Here is a 20,346-nt window from a genome sequence, read left to right as displayed (position 1 = left end):
TCGGAGCTGCCATGCCCGCCCCGACTGGTCTTTCGCTGTCCAACCTCGCCGTCATCGAAAACAGCCCCTTCAACACGATCGTCGGCCTTCTGGCGGCAACGGATTCCGATCCGGGCGATGGCATCGCGCGCTACGAATTGGTGACGCCGGGTACGCCGTTCAGCGTCTTCAACAACGAATTGCGCGTCGTGGGCCCCGTCGATTTCGAGCTGCAGCCGAACTGGACCCTGACGATCCGGGCCTATGACTTTTCCGGCAACTTCGTCAGCGCGGACTTCACGCTGTCCGTGGCGGACGCGATCGAGGGCACGGCCAATGCGGACACGCTCAACGGCACGGGCGGCAATGACATCATCCAGGGTCTCGCCGGCAACGACACGCTGACGGGGCAGGCCGGCGCCGACCTCATCGACGGCGGCTTCGGGCGCGATCGCGTCAACTACGGCAACGAAGCCGGCTCAGGACCGGCGATCGTCAACCTCTCCACCGCAGCCATTCAGTATGATGCGGACGGGGCCGGGCCGGGCGCGGCGGTGACGGTTGCAGCAGGGACGGCGATCGACACCTTCGGCACGGTCGACACGCTCGTCGGCATCGAGGATGTGAGGGGCACGTCGCTGGCCGACTATCTCGTCGGCGGCGACGAAGCCAATCTGTTCCACGGTCGTGGCGGCGATGACTACATGCGCGGCAACGGCGAGGCCGACGAGTTCATTGGCGGCAGCGGCAACGACACGCTCGACGGGACCGATGTCGTCAATGACGGCGACCCCACCGATCTGGTTTTCGCACAGTTCGCAACCGGCGACCCGCTCGCGAGCGGCGTGATCGTCAATTTCGGGGATGCCGCCGTGACCGTCGGCGCCGAGATCGTCGCGGGACACACGACGCGCGACGCCTATGCCTCGACCGATACGCTGATCGACATCGAGATGGCGCGCGGCACCTATAATGCAGATCACTTCTTCGGCGGCGACACGAACAACGACGATTATGAAGGCTTCGAGGGACTGGCCGGCAATGACGTGATCGACGGCGGCAGCGGCTTCGACGAGGTCCGCTACACCAATGACGCGGTCTACCAGAACGCCGCCGCGGTGTTCGGCACGCAGGGTGTGGTGGTCAACCTCTCGACCACGGCGAGAACGGTCGATCTCGACGGTGCCGGCCCGGCGGCGCCCGTGACTGTCGCGGCGGGGACCGCCCGCGATGGCTATGGCGACACCGACACGCTGACCTCGATCGAGGGCGTTCGCGGGACCAATGCCGGCGACTGGATCTATGGCGGAGACGCGAATGAACGCTTCCGCCTCTTCGGCGGCAATGACTTCGTCGATGGCGGTGCCGGCATCGACCAGGTCGATTACCGGCGCGAATGGACGGGCGGCAATGGCGTCACCGTCGTGCTCGGCGGCACCGCGACGATCAACGGCGTCGGGCCAGGAGCGGCGCGCGATTCGAGCGGTGCGACGGATACGCTGCTGAACATCGAAGACATTCGTGGCACCGACGGCGCCGACGTCATCGTCGGCGACCACGGGGCAAACTGGCTGCGCGGTCAGGGCGGCGGCGACAACCTGACCGGCAATGGCGGCGCGGACATCCTCGACGGCGGCGGCGGCATCGACCGCGCCAATTACGGCAATGAGTCGGGCGGCATTGCCGGGCGCGGCGTCATCGTCAACCTGTCGGGCACGGCGATCACCGCCGATATCGGCAACGGGCCGACCCTCGTCGCGGCCAGTTCCGCGATCGACACGCATGGCGCGACCGACACGCTGATCTCGATCGAGAACGTGCGCGGCACTGGAAACGCCGACTTCATCGTCGGCGACGGCCAGTCGAACACCGTCTTCGCGCGCGGCGGCGCGGACGTCGTCATCGGAGGCGGTGGCAATGATTTCCTCTATGGCGGCGGGGGCGCCGACATTCTCGACGGCTCGGTGGCGGGCGGAGACGGCTTCGACGTCGACACGGCCTTCTACCAGTCCGATCTGACCGATACGCTTTCGACCGGCATCCACGTCAACCTCTCGGGCGCGGCCGTGACGCTGACCGATCCCGTTCCCGGCGCGGGCACGATCACCATTGCGGCGCATTCCGCCAAGGACCCGCTCTATACCGGAGCGACCAGCGAGGCCGTCGATACGCTGATCGATATCGAGGCCGTGCGCGGCACGATGCTGTCGGACGTGCTGGTCGGCGGCGACACGCAGAACGACGCCTATGAGAGCTTCGAGGGCCTCGGCGGCGACGACTACATCGACGGCGGCTCGGGCTTCGACGAGGTCAGCTATGCGAACGGCACGTCTGTCGGCGGCACGCAGGGCGCGATCGTCAATCTGAGCGCGGCCGACCGCGTCGTCGGCGGCGTCACGGTCGCCGCGCAAACGGCGCGCGACGGCTTCGGCGGCATCGACCGGCTCATCAGCATCGAGGGCGCGCGCGGCTCATCCTTCGCCGACACGCTGATCGGCGGCGACGGCAATGAGCGGTTCTCGGGCCTCGCGGGCGCGGATGCGATCGACGGCGGCAGCGGCAACGACACCGTCTCCTATCTCTTCGACGCCGCTTTCGGCGGCACACAGGGTGTCCAGGTCAACCTAGGCGAGACCGTTATCGGCACGCTTGCGGCCGGAACGGCACGCGACGGTTTTGGGTCCGTGGATACGCTGGTCTCGATCGAGAACGCCCATGGTACCAATTTCGCCGATACGCTGATCGGCTCGTCGGCTGCCAATGCGTTCAACGGATTCGGCGGCAATGATTTCATCTCGGGCGGCGCCTTCGTTCAGGCGAGCGTCTTCACCGGAGACGTCAACGACCGTGTGTTCTACAGCGGGTCGCTTGCCGATTATGCGATCACGCGCGGCCAGTTCGGCGCGACCTATGTCGTCACCGATCTGCGGGCCGGCTCGCCGGATGGCACCGACCAGATCTCCAACATCGAATATCTGCACTTTGCGGACCAGATCCTGGACCTGCGCCAGACCTACAACAGCGCACCGACCGGGATCACGGTCTTCAGTTCTCAGGTGCAGGAAAATGTCCAGGGCGCCTTCGTCACCGGCCTCAACGTCGCTGATCCGGATTTCGAGACCGTCTTCTCCTTCTCGGTGTCGGATATCCGCTTCGAGGTCGTCAACGCGGGCTTCTACCAGCTCAAGCTGAAGGCCGGCGTCGCGCTCGATTTCGAGGCGGAACCGACCGTGAGCTTCGACATCACCGCCACCGACCACTGGGGCGGCAGCTTCACCCAGGCGCTCACGCTGACCGTTCAGAACATGAACGACGCGCCGGTCGTCGCGATTCCGATCCCCGACCAGAATGCCACTCTCGGCCAGCCTTTCAGCTACATCATCCCCGCTGGAACGTTTTCGGACCCGGAAGGAAACGCGCTTCAGCTCTTCGTGCAGAATCTGCCCGGCTGGATGACCTACAACCCGGTCACACGCGAGCTCTCGGGCACCCCGATGCCCGGCGCCCCGAATGCGATCATCACGGTCTCCGCCAATGACGGCGCCGGCGGGCAGGTGTCCGACAGTTTCAGCGTCTCGGTCGCCGGGGCCTTCAACCAGTTCCCGGTCATCGTGACACCGATCCCCGACCAGGTGGCGCGGATCGGCCAGCCCTTCAGCTACACGATTCCGGCCGGAGCCTATGTCGATCCCGAAGGTCAGCCGCTGACCATCAACGTGATGGCGCCCGCCGCATTCTGGCTCAGCTACGATCCGGCGATGCGGACGATCTCGGGGACGCCGCCGGTCGGCGCGGGAACCGTCTCGGTCAACGTGATGATCTCGGACGGTTCGGGAGGCATGGCGTCCGACAGCTTCAACCTGTCGGTCGGGTTCGCAGGCCAGGATCTGCCGCCGACGCTGCAGTCGGAGGTGCTGAACCAGTTCGTCACGGTCGGCCAGCCCTTCAGCTACACGATTCCGGCAAACGCCTACTTCGATCCCGAGGGTCAGCCGCTGACCATCAGCCTCGTCGGCCAGCCGGCCTGGCTCAGCTTCGATCCCGCGACGCGCACGATATCGGGCACGCCGCCGGTCGATTTCCTGCAGGCCTCGCTGGCGGTGTCGGTGTCCGATGGCATCAACCCGCCGGTCACGGATGGCTTCACGGTGACACGGGCTGGCTATCTCAATCAGCTTCCGGTCGTGGCGACGCCGATCCCGGATCAGGTGGCGCGGATCGGCCAGCCGTTCAGCTACACGATTCCGGCCGGAGCCTATGTCGACCCCGAGAGTCAGCCGCTGAACATCAACGTGATGGCGCCGTCGGCCTTCTGGCTCAGCTACGACCCCGCGACCCGAACGATCTCGGGCACGCCGCCGGCGGGCGCATCGACCGTCTTCGTCGATGTCATGATCGCCGACGGGTTCGCCGGACCGGCCTCCGACCGTTTCACCCTTTCGGTGGGGGCGGTGGGGCAGGACCTGCCGCCGACGCTCCAGTCGGAGATTCTGAACCAGTTCGTCACGGTCGGCCAGCCCTTCAGCTATACGATTCCGGCGAACGCCTATTTCGATCCCGAGGGGCAGCCGCTCACGCTCGCCCTCATCGGTCAGCCGGCCTGGCTCAACTTCGACCCCGTGACGCGGACGATGTCGGGAACGCCGCCGGCCGACTTCCTGCAAGCCTCGCTGGCGGTGTCCGTCTCGGACGGTATCAATCCGCCGGTCATCGATGGCTTCACGGTCCAGCGGGCGGGATATCTCAACCAGTTCCCGGTCATCACGGCACCGATCCCGGATCAGGTCGCCACGATCGGCCAGCCCTTCAGCTACACGATCCCGGCCGGGGCCTATGTCGATCCCGAGGGTCAGCCGCTGACCATCAATGTGATGGCCCCGACCGCTGTCTGGCTCAGCTACGATCCAGCCACACGCACAATCTCGGGCACGCCGCCTGCTGGCTCGTCCACAGTTTCACTGCATGTGTCGGTCTCGGACGGCTTTGGCGGCATCGCCTCTGACTTCTTCAACCTCTCTGTCGGGGCCGGCGCGCCCAACCAGTCCCCCACCGCGATCGCGCTGTCGGGCCTCACCGTCGCGGAAGGCGTGCCGAACGCCGTCGTCGGCACGGTCACCGTGACCGACGCCGACAGCACGAGCTTCACCTTCGCGGTGTCGGATGCGCGCTTCGAGGTGGTCGGCACTCCGGGTGCCTATGTCCTGCGTCTGGCCGGTGCCAACGTGCTCACCGCCGAGCAGGCGGCGAACATCGCCCTGACAGTGACCGCCACCGACGGCACCGGCAACAGCTTCGCGCAGGGCTTCGGCCTGACGGTCCTGAACACGCAGATCGAGGGCACGAACGCCGGCGAGTTCATCGTCGGCGACGACACCGCCCAGGTGATCAACGGCCTCGGCGGCAACGACTTCCTGTTCGGCCAAGGCGGCGACGACACGCTGAACGGCGGCATCGACAATGACGGCCTTTCCGGCGGCGCCGGCAACGACACGCTGATCGGCGAGGACGGGTTCGACTACGCTCAGTACAACCTGCCCGCCGATGCCGGCGCTTTGACCTACGCCGTCGGTGGCGATAGCGCGACCGTCTTCGCCGGTGGCGTTGCGGTTCTCGCAATCCAGCGCGTCCTCGGTGGCGGCTATACGGTTCAGGATCTGCGCCCGGGCTCACCGCTCGGCACCGACACACTGGCGAGCGACGTCGAAGCCGTCTTCGTCTTCCTCGACGGGCCGGCGGGTCAGCCTCCTGCCCAGGTTCTGACGCTCAACCTCGTGCCCCGGATCGACACCGGCTTCGTCCAGGGCGGCATCTTCGGCGACCTGATCGACGCCACAACGATTCCCGGCGTCGACGCGGCCCAGAACATCGGCATTCAGGGAGGCGAGGGCGACGACGTCATCATCGGTCATGACGGCTCGAACTTCATCACCGGCGGCGCCGGCGACGACGAGATCTCCGGGGGCGGCGGCTTCGACACGGCGAGCTACGCGCTGCCGACCGGGACGGCGGGGACGCTGTCCTCGGTCACCACCGGCAACATCACGCTCGTGCGCCTGACCGACGGCGCGATCGTCACCGACGTCTTCCGCGTCACGTCTTCGGGATCCGCCGTCACGGTCGAGGATCTCAGGCCCGGATCGCCTCTCGGCACCGACACCGTCTATGTCGGCTCGGGCCCCGTGTTCCAGACCGAGCTACTCAACTTCCAGATCAGCGGCGTCGGCAATGCGCCGCCCGTCCAGAGCCTGTTCCTCAATATCGCGCCCCAGGGCTTCACCAATGCCGGCGGCGGCTTCATCCAGGGCAGCATCGGCGGCGACACGATTTCCGCCAATGTCTTCTTTCCGCTCGCCGGCAGCGCGGATGCGATCAGCATCGACGGGGGCCTCGGCGACGACATCATCAGCGGCCATGCGGGCTCGAACTTCATCACCGGCGGAGCGGGCGACGACGTCATCAGCGGCGGCGGCGGCATCGATTCGGCGGCGTTCACCCTGCCGCTCGGCACGGCCGGTACGCTGAGTTCCGTCACGGCGGGCGCGGTCACGCTGGTGAAGCTGACGGACGGTGCCACGACGAGCGACGTCTTCCGGATCACGCAGACGGCGAGCGGCTGGACCATCGAGGATCTGCGGCCCGGCTCGCCGCTCGGCACCGATACGCTGGACGAGACGATCGAGACCCTCTCGGTCGGCATCGATGGCGGGCCGGGCCTGCCGCCCGTGCAGTCGCTGTTCCTGAACCTGGCGCCGCAGTTCTTCCCGAACGGCAATGGCGGGTTCGTGCAGGGCGGGCTGGGCGCGGATGTCATCTCGGTCGCAGCACTCGCTCCGGCCGCCGGCGTCAATGACGGCGTCACCGTCAGTGGCGGTGCCGGCGACGACGTCATCACCGGCCATGGCGGTCCCAACGCTCTCGAAGGGGGCGGCGGCAACGACGTCATCGGCGGCGGCGGCGGGCGCGACGTGGCGCAGTATGCGCTGCCTGCCGGCACGACCGGCTTCATCGGCTCGGTGCGCGACGACAACAACGTCGTTCGCCTCACCCTGAACGACAATGGCAGCATCAGCGACCTGTTCTCCATCGTCCGGAACGGCAACGGCACCTGGACGGTGAGCGACCTGCGCCCCGGTGCGCCGCTGGGCGTCGACACGCTGGGCGCCGATGTCGAGCAGGTCTTCGTCTTCGTTCCGTCGTCGCCCGCGGCGATCACGATCAATCTCGTCCCGCTGACCGAAACGGTGAGCGGTGTCACCTCGGTATTCGGCTCGATCGAGCCGGACGTCCTGACGGCGAGCGGCTCCAACAACAGCCAGATCAACCTCTTCGGCAATCTCGGCCATGACACGCTGACCGGCCATGGCGGTTCGAACTATCTCTCCGGCGGGGTCGGCAACGACATCATGGACGGCGCGGGCGGCAACGACACGCTCGTCGGCGGAGGGGGCGCGGACCAGATCAACGGCGGCTCCGGAACCGACCTCGTCAATTATGGCGACGAGACAGGGGTCAGCGGCGTTATCGTCAATCTGTCCGGTGGTTCTGTCACTGTCGGCGGCACGGTCTTCGCTGCCCGCACCGCCCGCGACAGCTTCGGCGGCACCGACACCCTCTCCGGCATCGAGAATGTCCGCGGCACGATCTTCGCCGACACGCTGATCGGCGACGATCTCGAGAACGATCTGCAGGGTGGCGGCGGCGCCGATACGCTGATCGGCAACGGGGCCTCCGACAGCTTCAACGGCGGTGGCGGCAACGACATCATCGACGGTACGGCCGTCGCCGGCGACAGCGACGACAGCGACCAGGTCTACTATCAGGGCACGAACGAGACCGTGACCGGCGGCGTCCGCGTCAATCTCTCGGCGACGGCGATCACCCATCTCGATGGCGGCGTCATCGCGGCCCGCTCCGGCCAGGACACGTTCGGCGGCGTCGACACGCTGATCGACATCGAGATGGTTCGCGGCACCAATTTCGCCGACGTGATCTACGGCGGAGACGCCGGCAACGACGCGTTCGAGGCCTTCCGGGGACTCGGCGGCGTCGACCATATCGATGGCGGCTCTGGCTATGACGAGGCGCGCTACGACCGGGACGCGCAGTTCGGCGGCACGGCCGGCGTGGTCGTCAATCTCAGCGGCTCCAGCCGCACGGTCGATCGCGACGGGGCGGGGCCGCAGGCGCCGATCACGATCGCGGCGGGCACTGCGATCGACGGCTTCGGCTCCGTCGATACGCTCGTCGGCATCGAAGGCGCGCGCGGCACGGCTCAGTCCGACATCTTCATCGGCGGCAGCGAAGACAACACCTTTATGGGCTTCGCCGGGGCCGATTCCTTCGATGGCGGCGGCGGCACCGACACGGTGCGCTACGATCAGGAATTCAACAACGGCGGCGCGCCGGTCGGCATCCGCGCCAATCTGAGCACGACGACCCAGATCCTGGGCGGCATCGCGGTCGCGGCCGGCTCAGCGATCGACAGCTTCGGCGCCACAGACAGCCTGACCAGCATCGAGGCGATCCGCGGCACGCGCTTCGACGACATCGTCCATGGTGGCAATGCGGGCGAGACGCTGCGCGGCGACGGCGGCAACGACATCTTCTACGGCAATGGCGGCATCGACACGCTGAGGCTGAACGGAAACCGCGCCGATTACAGCGTGACCGCCATCGCGCCCGGCCGGTTCGAAATCGTCGATCTGCGGGCCGGTTCGCCCGACGGCATCGACACGATCTACGATGTCGAGCGCCTGCGCTTCCTCGACAGCACGATCGACATCTCCGTGCCCGAGGCGGCGCCGACGGACATCATCGCCACCGGCCCCCTCTCGGTGCAGGACACCAGCGGCGCGGGCACCACGGTCGCCACCTTCGGCGTCGTCGATGCCGGCGATCTGGGTCCCCACAGCTATGCCCTGGTCGGCGGGGCGACGGACCGCTTCGCGATCGTCGGCGACCGGCTCGTCGTGGCGCCCGGTGCGAGCTTCGACGCCGAGAACGAGCCGGTGGTCTCGGTGACCGTGCGCGTGACCGACCCTGGCGGCCTGAGCTATGACGAGACGTTCGCGATCACGATCGGCAGCCGCAGCCTCGGCGGCTCCGGCAACGACACGCTCACCGGCACGGGCGGCGCCGACAGGCTGTTTGGCCAGGGCGGCAACGACATCCTGATCGGACTCGATGGCGACGACACGCTCAATGGCGGCACCGGCACCGACGAGATGCAGGGCGGCGCCGGCAACGATTCCTATGTCGTCGACGATGCCGGAGACGTGGCCAGCGAGGATGACGGGTTCGGCGGCGACGCCGGCGGCCTCGACAAGGTCACGGCCTCGGTCAGTTTCACGCTTGCTCAATACATCGAGAACCTCACCCTCAGCGGCACGGCCGATATCGACGGCACGGGCAATGCGCTCGACAACCGGCTGCTCGGCAATGCCGGCGCCAACGTCCTCGACGGCGGCGACGGCGAGGACACGCTCAACGGCTATGGCGGGTCCGACACGCTGCGGGGCGGGCAAGGCAATGACCGGCTCGATGGCGGGACGGGCGTCGACGCCATGTTCGGTGGCGCCGGCGACGACATCTATTACGTCGACGACGCCCTCGACATGGCGAGCGAGGATGACGGGTTGGGCGGCGATGCCGGCGGGCTCGATCTCGTCATCGCGACCGCCAGCACGGTGCTCTCCGCCCATGTCGAGGATCTTCGGCTCGTCGGAAGCGACGCCATCGACGGCACCGGCAATGACGACGACAATTCGCTACTGGGCAACAACGCCGCCAACCGTCTCATCGGCCTGGGCGGCGCGGATGTGCTGACCGGCTATGGTGGCAACGACATCATCGAAGGCGGCGAGGGCGACGACGTCCTCACCGGCGGCGACGGCGACGACATTCTGCGGGGTGGCGAGAACGACGACGTGCTGAAGGGCGGCGCCGGCTTCGACGCCATGTTCGGCGGCAGCGGTGACGATCTCTACTATGTCGACGATCTCGGCGACACCGCCAGCGAGGACGATGGCTTCGGCGGCGATGCGGGCGGCTTCGACACGGTCTATTCCACCGTCAGCTTCGCGCTGGCGGCCGGCATCGAGGTGCTCAGGGCCAGCGGCTCGGGGGCGATCTCCCTGACTGGCAACGCCGGCGACAATTCGCTCTACGGCAACGCCGCGGCCAATGTGATCGAGGGGGAGGCCGGCAACGACCTGCTCAGCGGCGGCGGCGGCGATGACGTGCTCAGCGGCGGCGACGACGATGACCGCCTCCTCGGCGGCGACGGCGCCGACCAACTCTTCGGCGATGCGGGCAATGACCGCCTCGACGGCGGGGCCGGAGCCGACTTCATGAACGGCGGCGCCGGTGACGACATCTACTACGTCAACGATGTCGGCGACGTCATCAGCGAGGATGATGGCTTCGGCGGCGACGCAGGCGGCTTCGACATCGTCTACAGCAGCGTCGATGTCACGCTCGGGGCCGGCATCGAAAATCTCTATCTCACCGGCTCTAGCGCGGCCAATGGAACGGGCAACGGTCTCGACAACCGCATCCTCGGCAACAGCGGCGACAATGTGCTGAGCGGGGGCGACGGGGCGGACCAGCTTGTCGGCAATGCCGGCAACGACGTGCTGATCGGCGGCGCCGGGACCGACAACCTGAACGGCGGCGCGGGGATGGACCGCCTCATCGGCGGTCTGGCGCGCGATGTTCTCACCGGTGGTGCGGACGCCGACACCTTCGTCTTCGAGGCGCTGCCGGACACGCGCGACACCATCACCGACTTCCAGACCGGGCTCGACAGGATCGAGATCTCGAGCGCGGCCTTCGGGGGCGGTCTGACGGCGGGGGGGAGCGTCAACCTCGTCGTCAACGGCACGCTGGCAGCCGGCGTCGCCGGGTTCACCTACAACTCGGCGAACGGAGCCTTGGCCTGGGACGCCGATGGCCAGGGGGGCGCTGCCGCCGTGGCGGTGGCCGTGCTCACCAACAAGCCCCTGCTGACGGCCAGCGACTTCCTGCTGGTCTGATACAGGTCTGGCACCGCAAGCCGCGGTGCAAGACCCCATGGGGCTTCAGCGCGGAGATCGCGTTCACCGTTCCGGGCGTCGCCACCTGGGCGCGAAGGACGTCGCGCCACGGCCGAAGCCGCAGAGACTTACGGCCGGATCCCATCGATGAGGGATTGTTTCTCGTCCCGGAGGGCGACCTCCCGGCCACCGATCGGAGATTTTCGCCGACGCCGTCCTCCCGACGGTGACGACATCAGGACAACAGCTCTTCGAGAAATCGACCGCCGCAAAAACTCACAATCCGGCATCACTGGGCCATCACGATGTTCGATTGCGCTTGATGAAAAGCAGCCAGTGCGCCACCCATCGCGATCAGCCTTTCTGGTCACTGACCTGGCGCGGAGAATGTTCGTTGAACGTGGACAGTTTAAACCCGGTCTTCGAAATGAAGGTTCTGGATCCTCGCATTCACGAGTGGGGTCTGCCTCGCTTCCAGACCGCTCAGTCGGCTGGCATCGATCTCTATGCCTGCATCGACGAGCCGCTCACGCTCCAGCCCCAGGCCGAGCCCATCTTGATATCGTCGGGAATCGCGATCCTGATGAACGATCCGAACATGGTGGCGTTCCTGCTCGCGCGATCGGGTTTGGGCCACAAGAAGGGGTTGGTTCTCGGCCAGGCCGTCGGAACCATCGATGCCGATTATGCGGATCAGATATTCATCAGCGCCTGGCTGCGAAATCCTCCCGGCAGCGCGCCATTGGTCATCAATCCCGGCGACAGGATCGCTCAGCTTGTCTTTCTACCGGTCGTAAGACCGAGTTTCCGCGTGGTTGAGGCGTTCAGCGCGGCAACAGCCCGGGGACGAGGTGGATTTGGTTCGACAGGGATTTAGTAGGATAGAGCGGCGCCGATCAAATGCGAATGCGAGCGGCTGTGAAGCGGGCATCGCAGGTGGCAGATCGCCCCGCTGTGCTATGGCGGTCAGGGGAGAGTAAGGCAGTGAAGGGGATTGTTGCGTGATCCTGTTGTCCCGGCGCAGCCAGCTCGCCATCGCGGCGGTGGTCGACATCGCCTTGCATGCGCGGCCATCGCCCGTCGCGGCCAAGCTTCTGGCGGCGCGGCACGATCTGCCGCCGCGCCATCTCGAGACGCTGCTGCAGGCGCTGGTCAGGGTCGGCATCCTCAAGGGCGTGCGGGGCCCGCGGGGTGGCTACGAACTGGCCCGCGAGCGCCGCCGGATCACGGCCGGCGACATCGCCCGCGCGGCGATGCAAGAAGCCGGAGACGACTATCTCGAGCCCTCGCCGCAATCGCGCCTGGTCGACGACGTCGTCGGCCCGGAGGTGATGCGCGCCTCGCAGGCCTTTCTCGCCGTGCTCGACGGCGTCAGCGTCGAGGAACTCTGCCGCCGTGCGCAGAACACCGAAGGGTTCGACCAGAACCTGGCCAGCGCCGATTTCACGATCTAAAGATGTGATTAACTGAATTTATCGACATCGTACGTGAATTGGTCTAGCGTCGGCTCCCGATCGCCGGCTGGAAGGCCGACGCCACAAGGAGCATTTTCATGCCTCAGGCAGCGCGCAAGCAGGATTCCGCAGCGGCGAAGGCGCCCGGCCGCGGCCGCATCTACGAATCGATCACCGACACGATCGGCGACACGCCGCTGGTCAAGCTGAACCGCCTGCCCGCCGAGCGCGGCGTCAAGGCGACGATCCTGGCCAAGCTCGAATTCTTCAACCCGATCTCCAGCGTCAAGGACCGCATCGGCGTCAACATGGTCGATGCGCTCGAGGCCTCGGGCACCTTGAAGCCCGGCGGCACGCTGATCGAGCCGACCTCCGGCAACACGGGCATCGCGCTCGCCTTCGTGGCGGCCGCGCGCGGCTATCGCCTGATCCTGGTGATGCCCGAGACGATGTCGCTGGAGCGTCGCAAGATGCTGGCGCTGCTCGGCGCCGAACTCGTGCTGACGCCCGGCCCCGGCGGCATGCGCGGCGCGGTGGCGCGGGCCGAGGAGCTGAAGGCGGAAATCCCGGGCTCGATCATCCCGCAGCAGTTCGAAAACCCGCACAACCCGGAAATCCACCGCCAGACCACGGCCGAGGAGATCTGGAACGACACGCAAGGCGCCGTCGACATCTTCATCTCCGGCGTCGGCACGGGCGGCACCATCACCGGCGTCGGGCAGGTGCTGAAGGCGAAGAAGCCCGGAGTGAAGATCATCGCTGTCGAGCCGGAGGATTCGCCTGTGCTGTCGGGCGGCGCGGCCGGTCCGCACAAGATCCAGGGCATCGGCGCCGGCTTCGTGCCCGGCATCCTCGACCGCTCGGTGATCGACGAGGTGGTGACCGTCGGCAACCAGACCTCGTTCGAGACCTCGCGCGCGCTGGCCAGGCAGGAAGGCATCCCGGGCGGCATCTCCTCGGGAGCCGCGATCGCGGCGGCGCTGGAAGTCGGCGCGCGGCCGGAGAATGCCGGCAAGACGATCGTGGTGATCATCCCCTCCTTCGCCGAGCGCTACATTTCGAGCGCTCTGTTCGAGGGGCTGTGACTGCAGCTCCCCGTTTGCGGATCTGAATCCTGCAAGGCCCGGTCCCCCGACCGGGCCTTTTGCGTCAGGGACGCCTCAGGCGCGCTTGGGGAAGATCAGGGTGACGCAGGTGCCGGGCCTCTCGCCGGCGGGGTCGAGAGGCGCCGTGGTCATCGTCGCCTGCATGCTGCGCAACAGGCTCGCCAGAACGGTCTGCCCGAGGCCCTTGGCCTCGATTTCGGCCGGCATGCCGACGCCATCATCCTGCACCGACAGCGCCAGCGCCGGCGCGCCATCCGCCATCGTCTCATCGAAGCGGATGACGATCTTGCCCGCCATGCCGCGCGGAAAGGCATGCTTGATCGCGTTCGTCACCAGCTCGTTGACGATGACGACGAAAGAGACCGCGTCGCGCCCCGGCAGGCGGATTGCGTCCATGGCGAGGACGATCTCGATCGGGCGCCCCTCGGCGGCCTTGCCGATTTCGGCCAGCAAATCCTCCATATAGGGACGCGCCTCGATCTCGTCGGTGTCGAGATCGAGCCGCAGGCGGCGCTGACCGGCGGCGATCGCCTGGATTCGCGACTGCGCCTGCTGGAGCGCCTCGCGAACGGCAGGCTCGCGGCTCTGTCGGCTCTGGACATTGAGCAGCGCCGAGACCATGGCCAGGTTGTTGCCGACACGGTGACTGACGTCGCGCAGCAGCGCCTCGATGCGCAGGCGCTCATTCTCCAGCTCCAGCGTGCGCTCGCCGACGATCTGCTCCAGCGCAGCGTTGCTCTCGGACAGGGAAACGCTGCGGCGCTGGCGGATGCGCAACTGCTGCCAGGCGGCGAAAGCCAGCCCTGCCAGAGCCACGACCATCCCGATGCTCGCCCAGAGCCGGCGCCGCTCCTCATTGCGGTTGAGCGCGACCAGGCGGATATTCTCGCTGTGCTGGATTTGCTCGATCAGACTGCGCAACGCCTCCATCGCGGTGATGCCCTGCCCGTCACGAATGACGGCGAGCGCCGCGGCCTGGCGTCCTTCGCGCATCAGTCCGATCGTGGCGTCGAGTTCTGCGAGCTTGCGCTGCACCGGCTCCCGCAGCGCGACGACACGGGCCTTCTGCTGCGGATCGGGCGCGACGAGGCGCTCCAGCCGCTCCAGCGCGGGCGCCACGGCGCCCACCCCATCGGTGAACGGCTCGAGATAGGAGGCCGAGCCGGTCAGAAGGTAGCCGCGCTGTCCGGTTTCCGCATCGCGCAGATGGCCGAGAAAGCGCTCCGAGCTTTCTCGCACGGCAATCGCGCGCGAGACGCGTTCGGCGGCCTGCTGCGCCTGGAGATTGATCCAGGCGGCCAGCACGATCGCGACGGCCACGACGCCGATCGCGATCACGGTTGTGGTCGCGGAACGCAACCTCGCCCGCAGGGCTGGAATTGTCGGAATCAAGAAGCGCGCGCGAGGCGTCGTTTGGGAGGTCATCGGTTCCCTCTTAACGGGTGGGGACCATAAACCCTATGTAAAATGACACGGTCCACCGGACCGGCGCGCCGTGGCTCAAGGCGACGGCGCCCTCCTGCCAGCCGTTGGTCATCGTCTCAAACGTCGTCATCGTCCGCATTGCCGCCGCTGAAGACCTGCCGGCCGAGCAAGGCGCCGAGCACCACGACCCCGCCGACCAGCGCCACGCGCCAGCCCTTGCGGGACGTCAGGCCCGAACCGATCAGCGTCGCCGCCAGGGGCGCCGCCGCCATTGCGGTGGCGGCCAGGGAACGGGCCGGACGACGCCTGTTCTTGACATAGAGCGCGATGGCGAAGGCGAGGACCGCCGCGACCAGCAGCCCGCCCGCGACGAACAGGCTGGCCTCGGCCGTGCCGTAACGCAGGGCCAGCACTGTGTGCAGCGCGCTCAGCGCGTAGCCGAAGGCGCAGAAGAGCAGCAGCGCCGACAGCCCCATCAGACCGTAGACGATGACATTGCGCCTGACGACGCCGGAGACCTCCGACGCGATATAGGACCCGATTCCCCCCAACATCGGTTCAGCGCGCCGAAAGGAAGCCGACGAACAGGCCGACAGCCGCCGCCAGCCCGAGCGCGCGCAGGGGGCGCTCGCGGATTTCGGCCTCGATCAGGCGCTGCAGGTCGGTCGCCTGCTCCTTGGCCACTTCGGTGAGGCGATCGGTGTCGACGCCGACGGAGCGCAGCTTCTCGCCGACGGTCGCGACCAGATCCTCCGCGCCGCGCGTCAGGCTGTCCTCGATCGCACCGGCCTCGCGCTTGACCCGGTCCGCCGTCTGGCGCGCCTCATTGGCAATCGTTTCGCCGCCCTCGACGAGATCGTCCTTGGCGCGCTTGACGGCCGCGGTGGCCTGGCGCTTGGCGGATGTGGCGGTCGTGGTCATGTGCTTGATCCCTTCGTGACACTCGGTATCGATCCAGAGCCCAGGCCGGCGCTGCGCCGCAGCGCGGAGCGCCCGGTCGGGCTTTCGGGGCCAACGCGTCTTGGCCCTGCAGGTTCCGCCGCAGCGGACTCACGCCGCCCTCGCGGGCGATTGGTCCTGGTTGTCTTCCTCGGCCTGCGCCGCGCGATAGCGGGCAAACTCTTCCTGAGCCACCATGGCGACGAGCAGGATCGGTGTCGAGAGGACCGCACCGACCGGTCCCCAGAGCCAGAGCCAGAAAATGAAGCCGATGAAAACCAGAAACGGCGAAACCGTCAGCCTGCGGCCGACGAAGACCGGCGTGATCGCGTTCCCCTCGATCAGATGGATGACGAAATAGGCGGCCGCCGGCCAGATCGCGGTGAGCAGGAAAGGCGCGTCGATCAGCGCCCCCGCAAACAGCATCACCGTGACGATGATCGGCCCGATGAAGGCGAGGTAGTTCATGACGAAGGCCAGCGCGCCCCAGAACACCGGATAGGGCAGGCCGGCCAGCCAGGCGATGGCCATGGTCAGGAGACCCATCCCGAGATTGATCAGCGTGACCAGCCCGAAATAGCGGGCCACGCGGGTCTCGATCTCCTGGAAGAAGGCGCCGGCCGACTTGCGGGCGCCCCGGCCGAGGCACAGGCGCAAGGCACGCGCCTTCAGATGCCGGCGCGTCGCCAGCCAGAAATACACGGTCGCGACGAAAATCAGCATTCCGCCGGCCACCGTCGAGGACGACACCGCGATGTCGATCAGCGGGTTGCCCTGGGAGATGTTGAGTTCGGCGCCGCTCTTGCCCATCAGCGCGGCGATCGCCGCCTTCGCCTGGTCCATGACGGCGAACGCACCGGCGAGCTTGGTCTTCAGCGCCGCCATCATCGCCGGACCCTGGTCGCTCCAGCCCGCCATCGGCACGGCGAGAACCGTGATGGCCGCGGCGATGACGCCGAGGAAAAGCAATACGATGATCGCGGCCGCCAGATGCTGGGGCACGTTGCGGCGGACCATTCCGTCGACCGCAGGGCCGAGCACGAGCCCGAAGATGATGCCGGCCGTGATCGGCAGCGCGATGACCTTGGTCAGATGAAGCGAGGCGGTGGCCAGGATCACAAAGATGCCGATGGTCGCGTAGCGAACGATCAGATCATGCTCGGACGGCGTGACATCCTCATGGAGATCCTCGACCTCCGGCTCCGCCAGATAGCGCGGGAAGGGTTTCCAGACGGATGAGGTCAGCATTTTTCGGGTCCAACGCGGCGCAAACAGCGCCCCCCGGCGCGTCGCATGCCATAACGTCGGCTTCCCGGGAAAGGTTCCGTCAGTGCGCCTCGTCCCAGTTGCCCGCCGCGCGGGCATCGACCTGGAGCGGCACCCGCAGCTGGACCGCCGGATGCGGCGCCTCGACCATCACCCGCCTGATCACCGGCAGCGCCGCCTCGACCTGGTGGTCGGGCACCTCGAAGACCAGTTCGTCATGGACCTGCAGGAGCATGCGGACATCGAGCCTGGCTGCCACCAGCGCGTCCTCCATGCGGATCATGGCGCGGCGGATGATGTCGGCGGCCGAGCCCTGGATCGGTGCATTGATCGCCTGGCGCTCGACGAAGGCGCGCTCGGAGGGGTTCTTCGAGGCCACCGCCGGGAAGTGGCAGATGCGCCCGAAGATCGTCTCGACATGGCCGTTGGCGCGCACGAAGGTCTTGGTTGCGTCCATGTAGTCGCGGATGCCGGGGAAGCGCTCGAAATATTTGCGGATATAGGCGCTCGCCTCCTCGCGGCCGATGCCGAGCTGGTTGGCCAGCCCGAAGGCCGAAATGCCGTAGATGATGCCGAAATTGATCGCCTTGGCGCGGCGGCGGACCTCGCTCGGCATGCCCAGGACGGGCACGCCGAACATCTCGGAGGCGGTCATCGCATGGATGTCGATGCCATCCGCGAAGGCCTGGCGGAGCTGCGGGATCTCGGCGATGTGGGCGAGCAGGCGCAGTTCGATCTGGCTGTAGTCGGCCGAGACCAGCTTGTAGCCCTTCTCCGGAATGAAGGCGGTGCGGATCTTCCGGCCGGCCTCGGTGCGGATCGGGATGTTCTGCAGGTTGGGCTCGGAGGAGGAAAGCCGGCCCGTCGTCGTGGCGGCGAGTGCGAAGGAGGTGTGCACGCGCTGGGTCTGCGGGTTCACATAAGCCGGCAGCGAGTCGGTGTAGGTCGATTTCAGCTTGGAGAGCTGGCGCCATTCCAGGATTTTGGAGGGCAGCGGGTGGCCCTGCTCGGCCAGCTCCTCAAGAACGCCCGCGCCGGTCGCCCATTGGCCGGTCGCGGTCTTCTTGGCGCCGGAAAGCCCCATCTTGCCGAACAGGATGTCGCCGAGCTGCTTGGGCGAGCCAATCGTGAACTTCTCGCCGGCGATCTCGTAAATCTCGTCCTCCAGCCGCGCCAACGATTGCGCGAATTCGCCCGAGAGCCGCGACAGGATTTGCCGGTCGATCGCGATGCCGCGCGCCTCCATGCGGGCGAGCACGGCGATCAGCGGGCGCTCCAGGGTCTCGTAGACGGTGGTCCGACCCTCCGCCGCCAGGCGCGGCTTGAGCACGCGCCAGAGCCGCAGCGTGACGTCGGCATCCTCGGCGGCGTAGTCGGTCGCCTTGTCGAGCGCGACCTTGTCGAAGGTCACCTGCGCCTTGCCGGTGCCGGCAACCTGCCCGAAAGTGATCGTCTCATGGCCTAGATGCAGTTCGGAGAGCCGGTCCATCCCGTGGCTGTTGTTGCCGGCATCGAGCGCATAGGAGATCAGCATCGTGTCCTCGACCGGCGCGACGTCGAGGCCGTAGCGCGCCAGGAGCACGAGGTCGTATTTGAGGTTCTGGCCGATCTTCAGCACGCCGGGGTCGGCCAGCAGCGGCTTCAACGCCGCCAGCGCCTGGTCGAGCGGGATCTGGCCTTCGACCATGCCGCCGCCGAAGAGATCGCTGCCGCCGCGATGCTGCAGGGGGATGTAGCAGGCCTTGCCCGGCGCGACCGCGAGCGAAACGCCGACGAGATCGGCCTGCATCGGGTCGATCGCGCTGGTCTCGGTATCGACCGCGACCTGGCCGGCCTGATAGGCGGCGGCGATCCAGCGATCGAGCGTCTCCAGATCGCGCACGCAGTCATAGGCGGTGCGGTCGATCTTGGCGGCGATCGCCTCGTTCTTTCGTGAGGCCGCGAGATCGGCGGGTTTCAGCCAGCCATCGCTCTCTGAGGCCGTCACCGGCTGGGTGACGGCGGCGCTCGCCACCTGGCCCAGCGAGGGCTGCCCGTCGCCGGCATCGCCGCCGACATAAAGCGCCTTCAGCTCGGCCGCACGCGCGCCGCCGGGCGCCAGATCGGCGTCGGCATCGATCGCCGCGACATCGGCCTCATAGGCCTCGCCGACGCGCTTGGTGATGGTGGTGAACTCCATCGCCTTGAGGAAGGCGACGAGGCGGACGGGATCGGGCTGGCCCAGCGTCAGATGCGACAGCGGCGTCTCGACCGCGACGTCGTCGACCAGCGTGACGAGCTTGTGCGAGATGCGGATCTTCTCGACAATCTCGGGATTGGTCAGCGTCTCCCGGCGCTTGGGCTGCTTGATCTCGCCGGCGCGGGCGAGCAGCGTGTCGAGATCGCCATATTCGCCGATCAGCTGGGCCGCGGTCTTGATGCCGATGCCGGGTGCGCCGGGAACGTTGTCGGTGGCGTCTCCGGCCAGCGCCTGGACGTCGGTGACCCTGTCGGGCATCACGCCGAAGTATTCGACGACCTCGGGCTCGCCGATCCTGCGCTCGGCGCGGAAGCCCGCGCCCTTCTTGGCGTCGCCTGAGGCGGGGTCGTACATTGCCACGCCTGGGCGCACGAGCTGCATCAGATCCTTGTCGGCGGAGACGATCAGCACATCGGCACCGGCCTCGCGCGCCTGGCGGGCATAGGTCGCGATGAGGTCGTCGGCCTCATAGACATCCTGCTCGACCGGCAGCAGCCCAAACGCGCGCACGGCCTCGCGCATCAGCGGGAATTGCGGGATGAGGTCCGGCGGCGGATCGGAGCGGTTGCCCTTATAGGCCGGGTAGATTGCCTTGCGGAACGAGTTCTCAGACTTGTCGAAGATGATGGCGAGATGGGTCGGACGCACGCCGAGCACGCCCTCGCGGACGAACTGGAAGAGCTTGGTGGCAAACAGCCGGACCGCGCCGGAGGGCAAACCGTCCGAGCGGGCGTTGTATTTCCGGTCCTGGTTGATCGACTGGAAATAGGCCCGGAAGATGAAGTTGGAGCCGTCGACCAGGAAGAGATGGTCGCCGGGCTTCAGATCCGGGGCGGCAGTGGTGTTGGCTGTCTCGCTCATGGCGCGGACCATAGTGGGCCCGCGCCGGCAATGTCCATCGGCCG

9 protein-coding genes are annotated in these 20,346 nt (G+C 67.2%); 4 read left to right on the top strand and 5 right to left on the bottom strand.

Annotation, left to right across the window (positions count from 1 at the left end):
• The first annotated feature begins 11 nt into the window (after window positions 1–11).
• The 4 genes from Q8S38_RS03760 to cysK all read left to right on the top strand — a co-directional run bounded on the left by Q8S38_RS03760 (window position 12) and on the right by cysK (window position 13,551).
• Window positions 12–11,012, top strand: coding sequence for a putative Ig domain-containing protein (locus tag Q8S38_RS03760; protein WP_305679087.1), 11,001 nt, complete (start codon window positions 12–14; stop codon window positions 11,010–11,012).
• Window positions 11,013–11,334: 322 nt separating this feature from the next.
• Window positions 11,335–11,889: a dUTP diphosphatase gene (gene dut, locus Q8S38_RS03755; RefSeq protein WP_305679086.1), complete on the top strand. Its 555-nt coding sequence runs from the start codon at window positions 11,335–11,337 to the stop codon at window positions 11,887–11,889.
• A 124-nt stretch (window positions 11,890–12,013) separates the two neighbouring features.
• Window positions 12,014–12,466: an RrF2 family transcriptional regulator gene (locus Q8S38_RS03750; protein WP_305679085.1), complete on the top strand. Its 453-nt coding sequence runs from the start codon at window positions 12,014–12,016 to the stop codon at window positions 12,464–12,466.
• Window positions 12,467–12,564: 98 nt separating this feature from the next.
• Entirely contained in the window at window positions 12,565–13,551 is a 987-nt protein-coding gene (cysK, locus tag Q8S38_RS03745) for a cysteine synthase A (RefSeq protein WP_305679084.1), read from the top strand.
• Between the two features lie 75 nt (window positions 13,552–13,626).
• Here the strand turns inward: cysK and Q8S38_RS03740 are convergent, their stop codons facing one another.
• From Q8S38_RS03740 to polA, 5 genes are all read right to left on the bottom strand, one after another.
• Complete coding sequence (locus tag Q8S38_RS03740) at window positions 13,627–14,910, bottom strand: sensor histidine kinase (protein WP_305679083.1); 1,284 nt, start codon at window positions 14,908–14,910, stop codon at window positions 13,627–13,629.
• Between the two features lie 203 nt (window positions 14,911–15,113).
• A complete protein-coding gene (locus Q8S38_RS03735) occupies window positions 15,114–15,551 on the bottom strand; it encodes a hypothetical protein (protein ID WP_305679082.1) in 438 nt (145 codons plus the stop codon).
• 4 nt (window positions 15,552–15,555) lie between these two features.
• Window positions 15,556–15,918, bottom strand: a complete 363-nt coding sequence (locus Q8S38_RS03730) for a glycine zipper domain-containing protein (RefSeq protein ID WP_305679081.1) — start codon at window positions 15,916–15,918, stop codon at window positions 15,556–15,558.
• 129 nt (window positions 15,919–16,047) lie between these two features.
• A complete protein-coding gene (locus Q8S38_RS03725; RefSeq protein WP_305679080.1) occupies window positions 16,048–17,184 on the bottom strand; it encodes an AI-2E family transporter in 1,137 nt (378 codons plus the stop codon).
• Window positions 17,185–17,263: 79 nt separating this feature from the next.
• On the bottom strand, window positions 17,264–20,302 hold the full coding sequence (polA, locus tag Q8S38_RS03720; protein WP_305679079.1) for a DNA polymerase I: 3,039 nt from the start codon (window positions 20,300–20,302) through the stop codon (window positions 17,264–17,266).
• Window positions 20,303–20,346 lie beyond the last annotated feature (44 nt).

Origin of the sequence: Allobosea sp., from assembly GCF_030695125.1 — a bacterium.
Lineage (GTDB): Bacteria > Pseudomonadota > Alphaproteobacteria > Rhizobiales > Beijerinckiaceae > Allobosea.
This window is presented reverse-complemented; position numbering and strand designations above follow the sequence as displayed.

Bases quoted from the DNA above. Each gene is read 5' to 3' on its own strand.
- cysK (WP_305679084.1), top strand. From the start codon at position 12,565: ATGCCTCAGGCAGCGCGCAAGCAGGATTCCGCAGCGGCGAAGGCGCCC.
- Q8S38_RS03735 (WP_305679082.1), bottom strand. From the start codon at position 15,551: ATGTTGGGGGGAATCGGGTCCTATATCGCGTCGGAGGTCTCCGGCGTC.
- Q8S38_RS03760 (WP_305679087.1), top strand. From the start codon at position 12: ATGCCCGCCCCGACTGGTCTTTCGCTGTCCAACCTCGCCGTCATCGAA.
- polA (WP_305679079.1), bottom strand. From the start codon at position 20,302: ATGAGCGAGACAGCCAACACCACTGCCGCCCCGGATCTGAAGCCCGGC.
- Q8S38_RS03725 (WP_305679080.1), bottom strand. From the start codon at position 17,184: ATGCTGACCTCATCCGTCTGGAAACCCTTCCCGCGCTATCTGGCGGAG.
- dut (WP_305679086.1), top strand. From the start codon at position 11,335: ATGAAAAGCAGCCAGTGCGCCACCCATCGCGATCAGCCTTTCTGGTCA.
- Q8S38_RS03730 (WP_305679081.1), bottom strand. From the start codon at position 15,918: ATGACCACGACCGCCACATCCGCCAAGCGCCAGGCCACCGCGGCCGTC.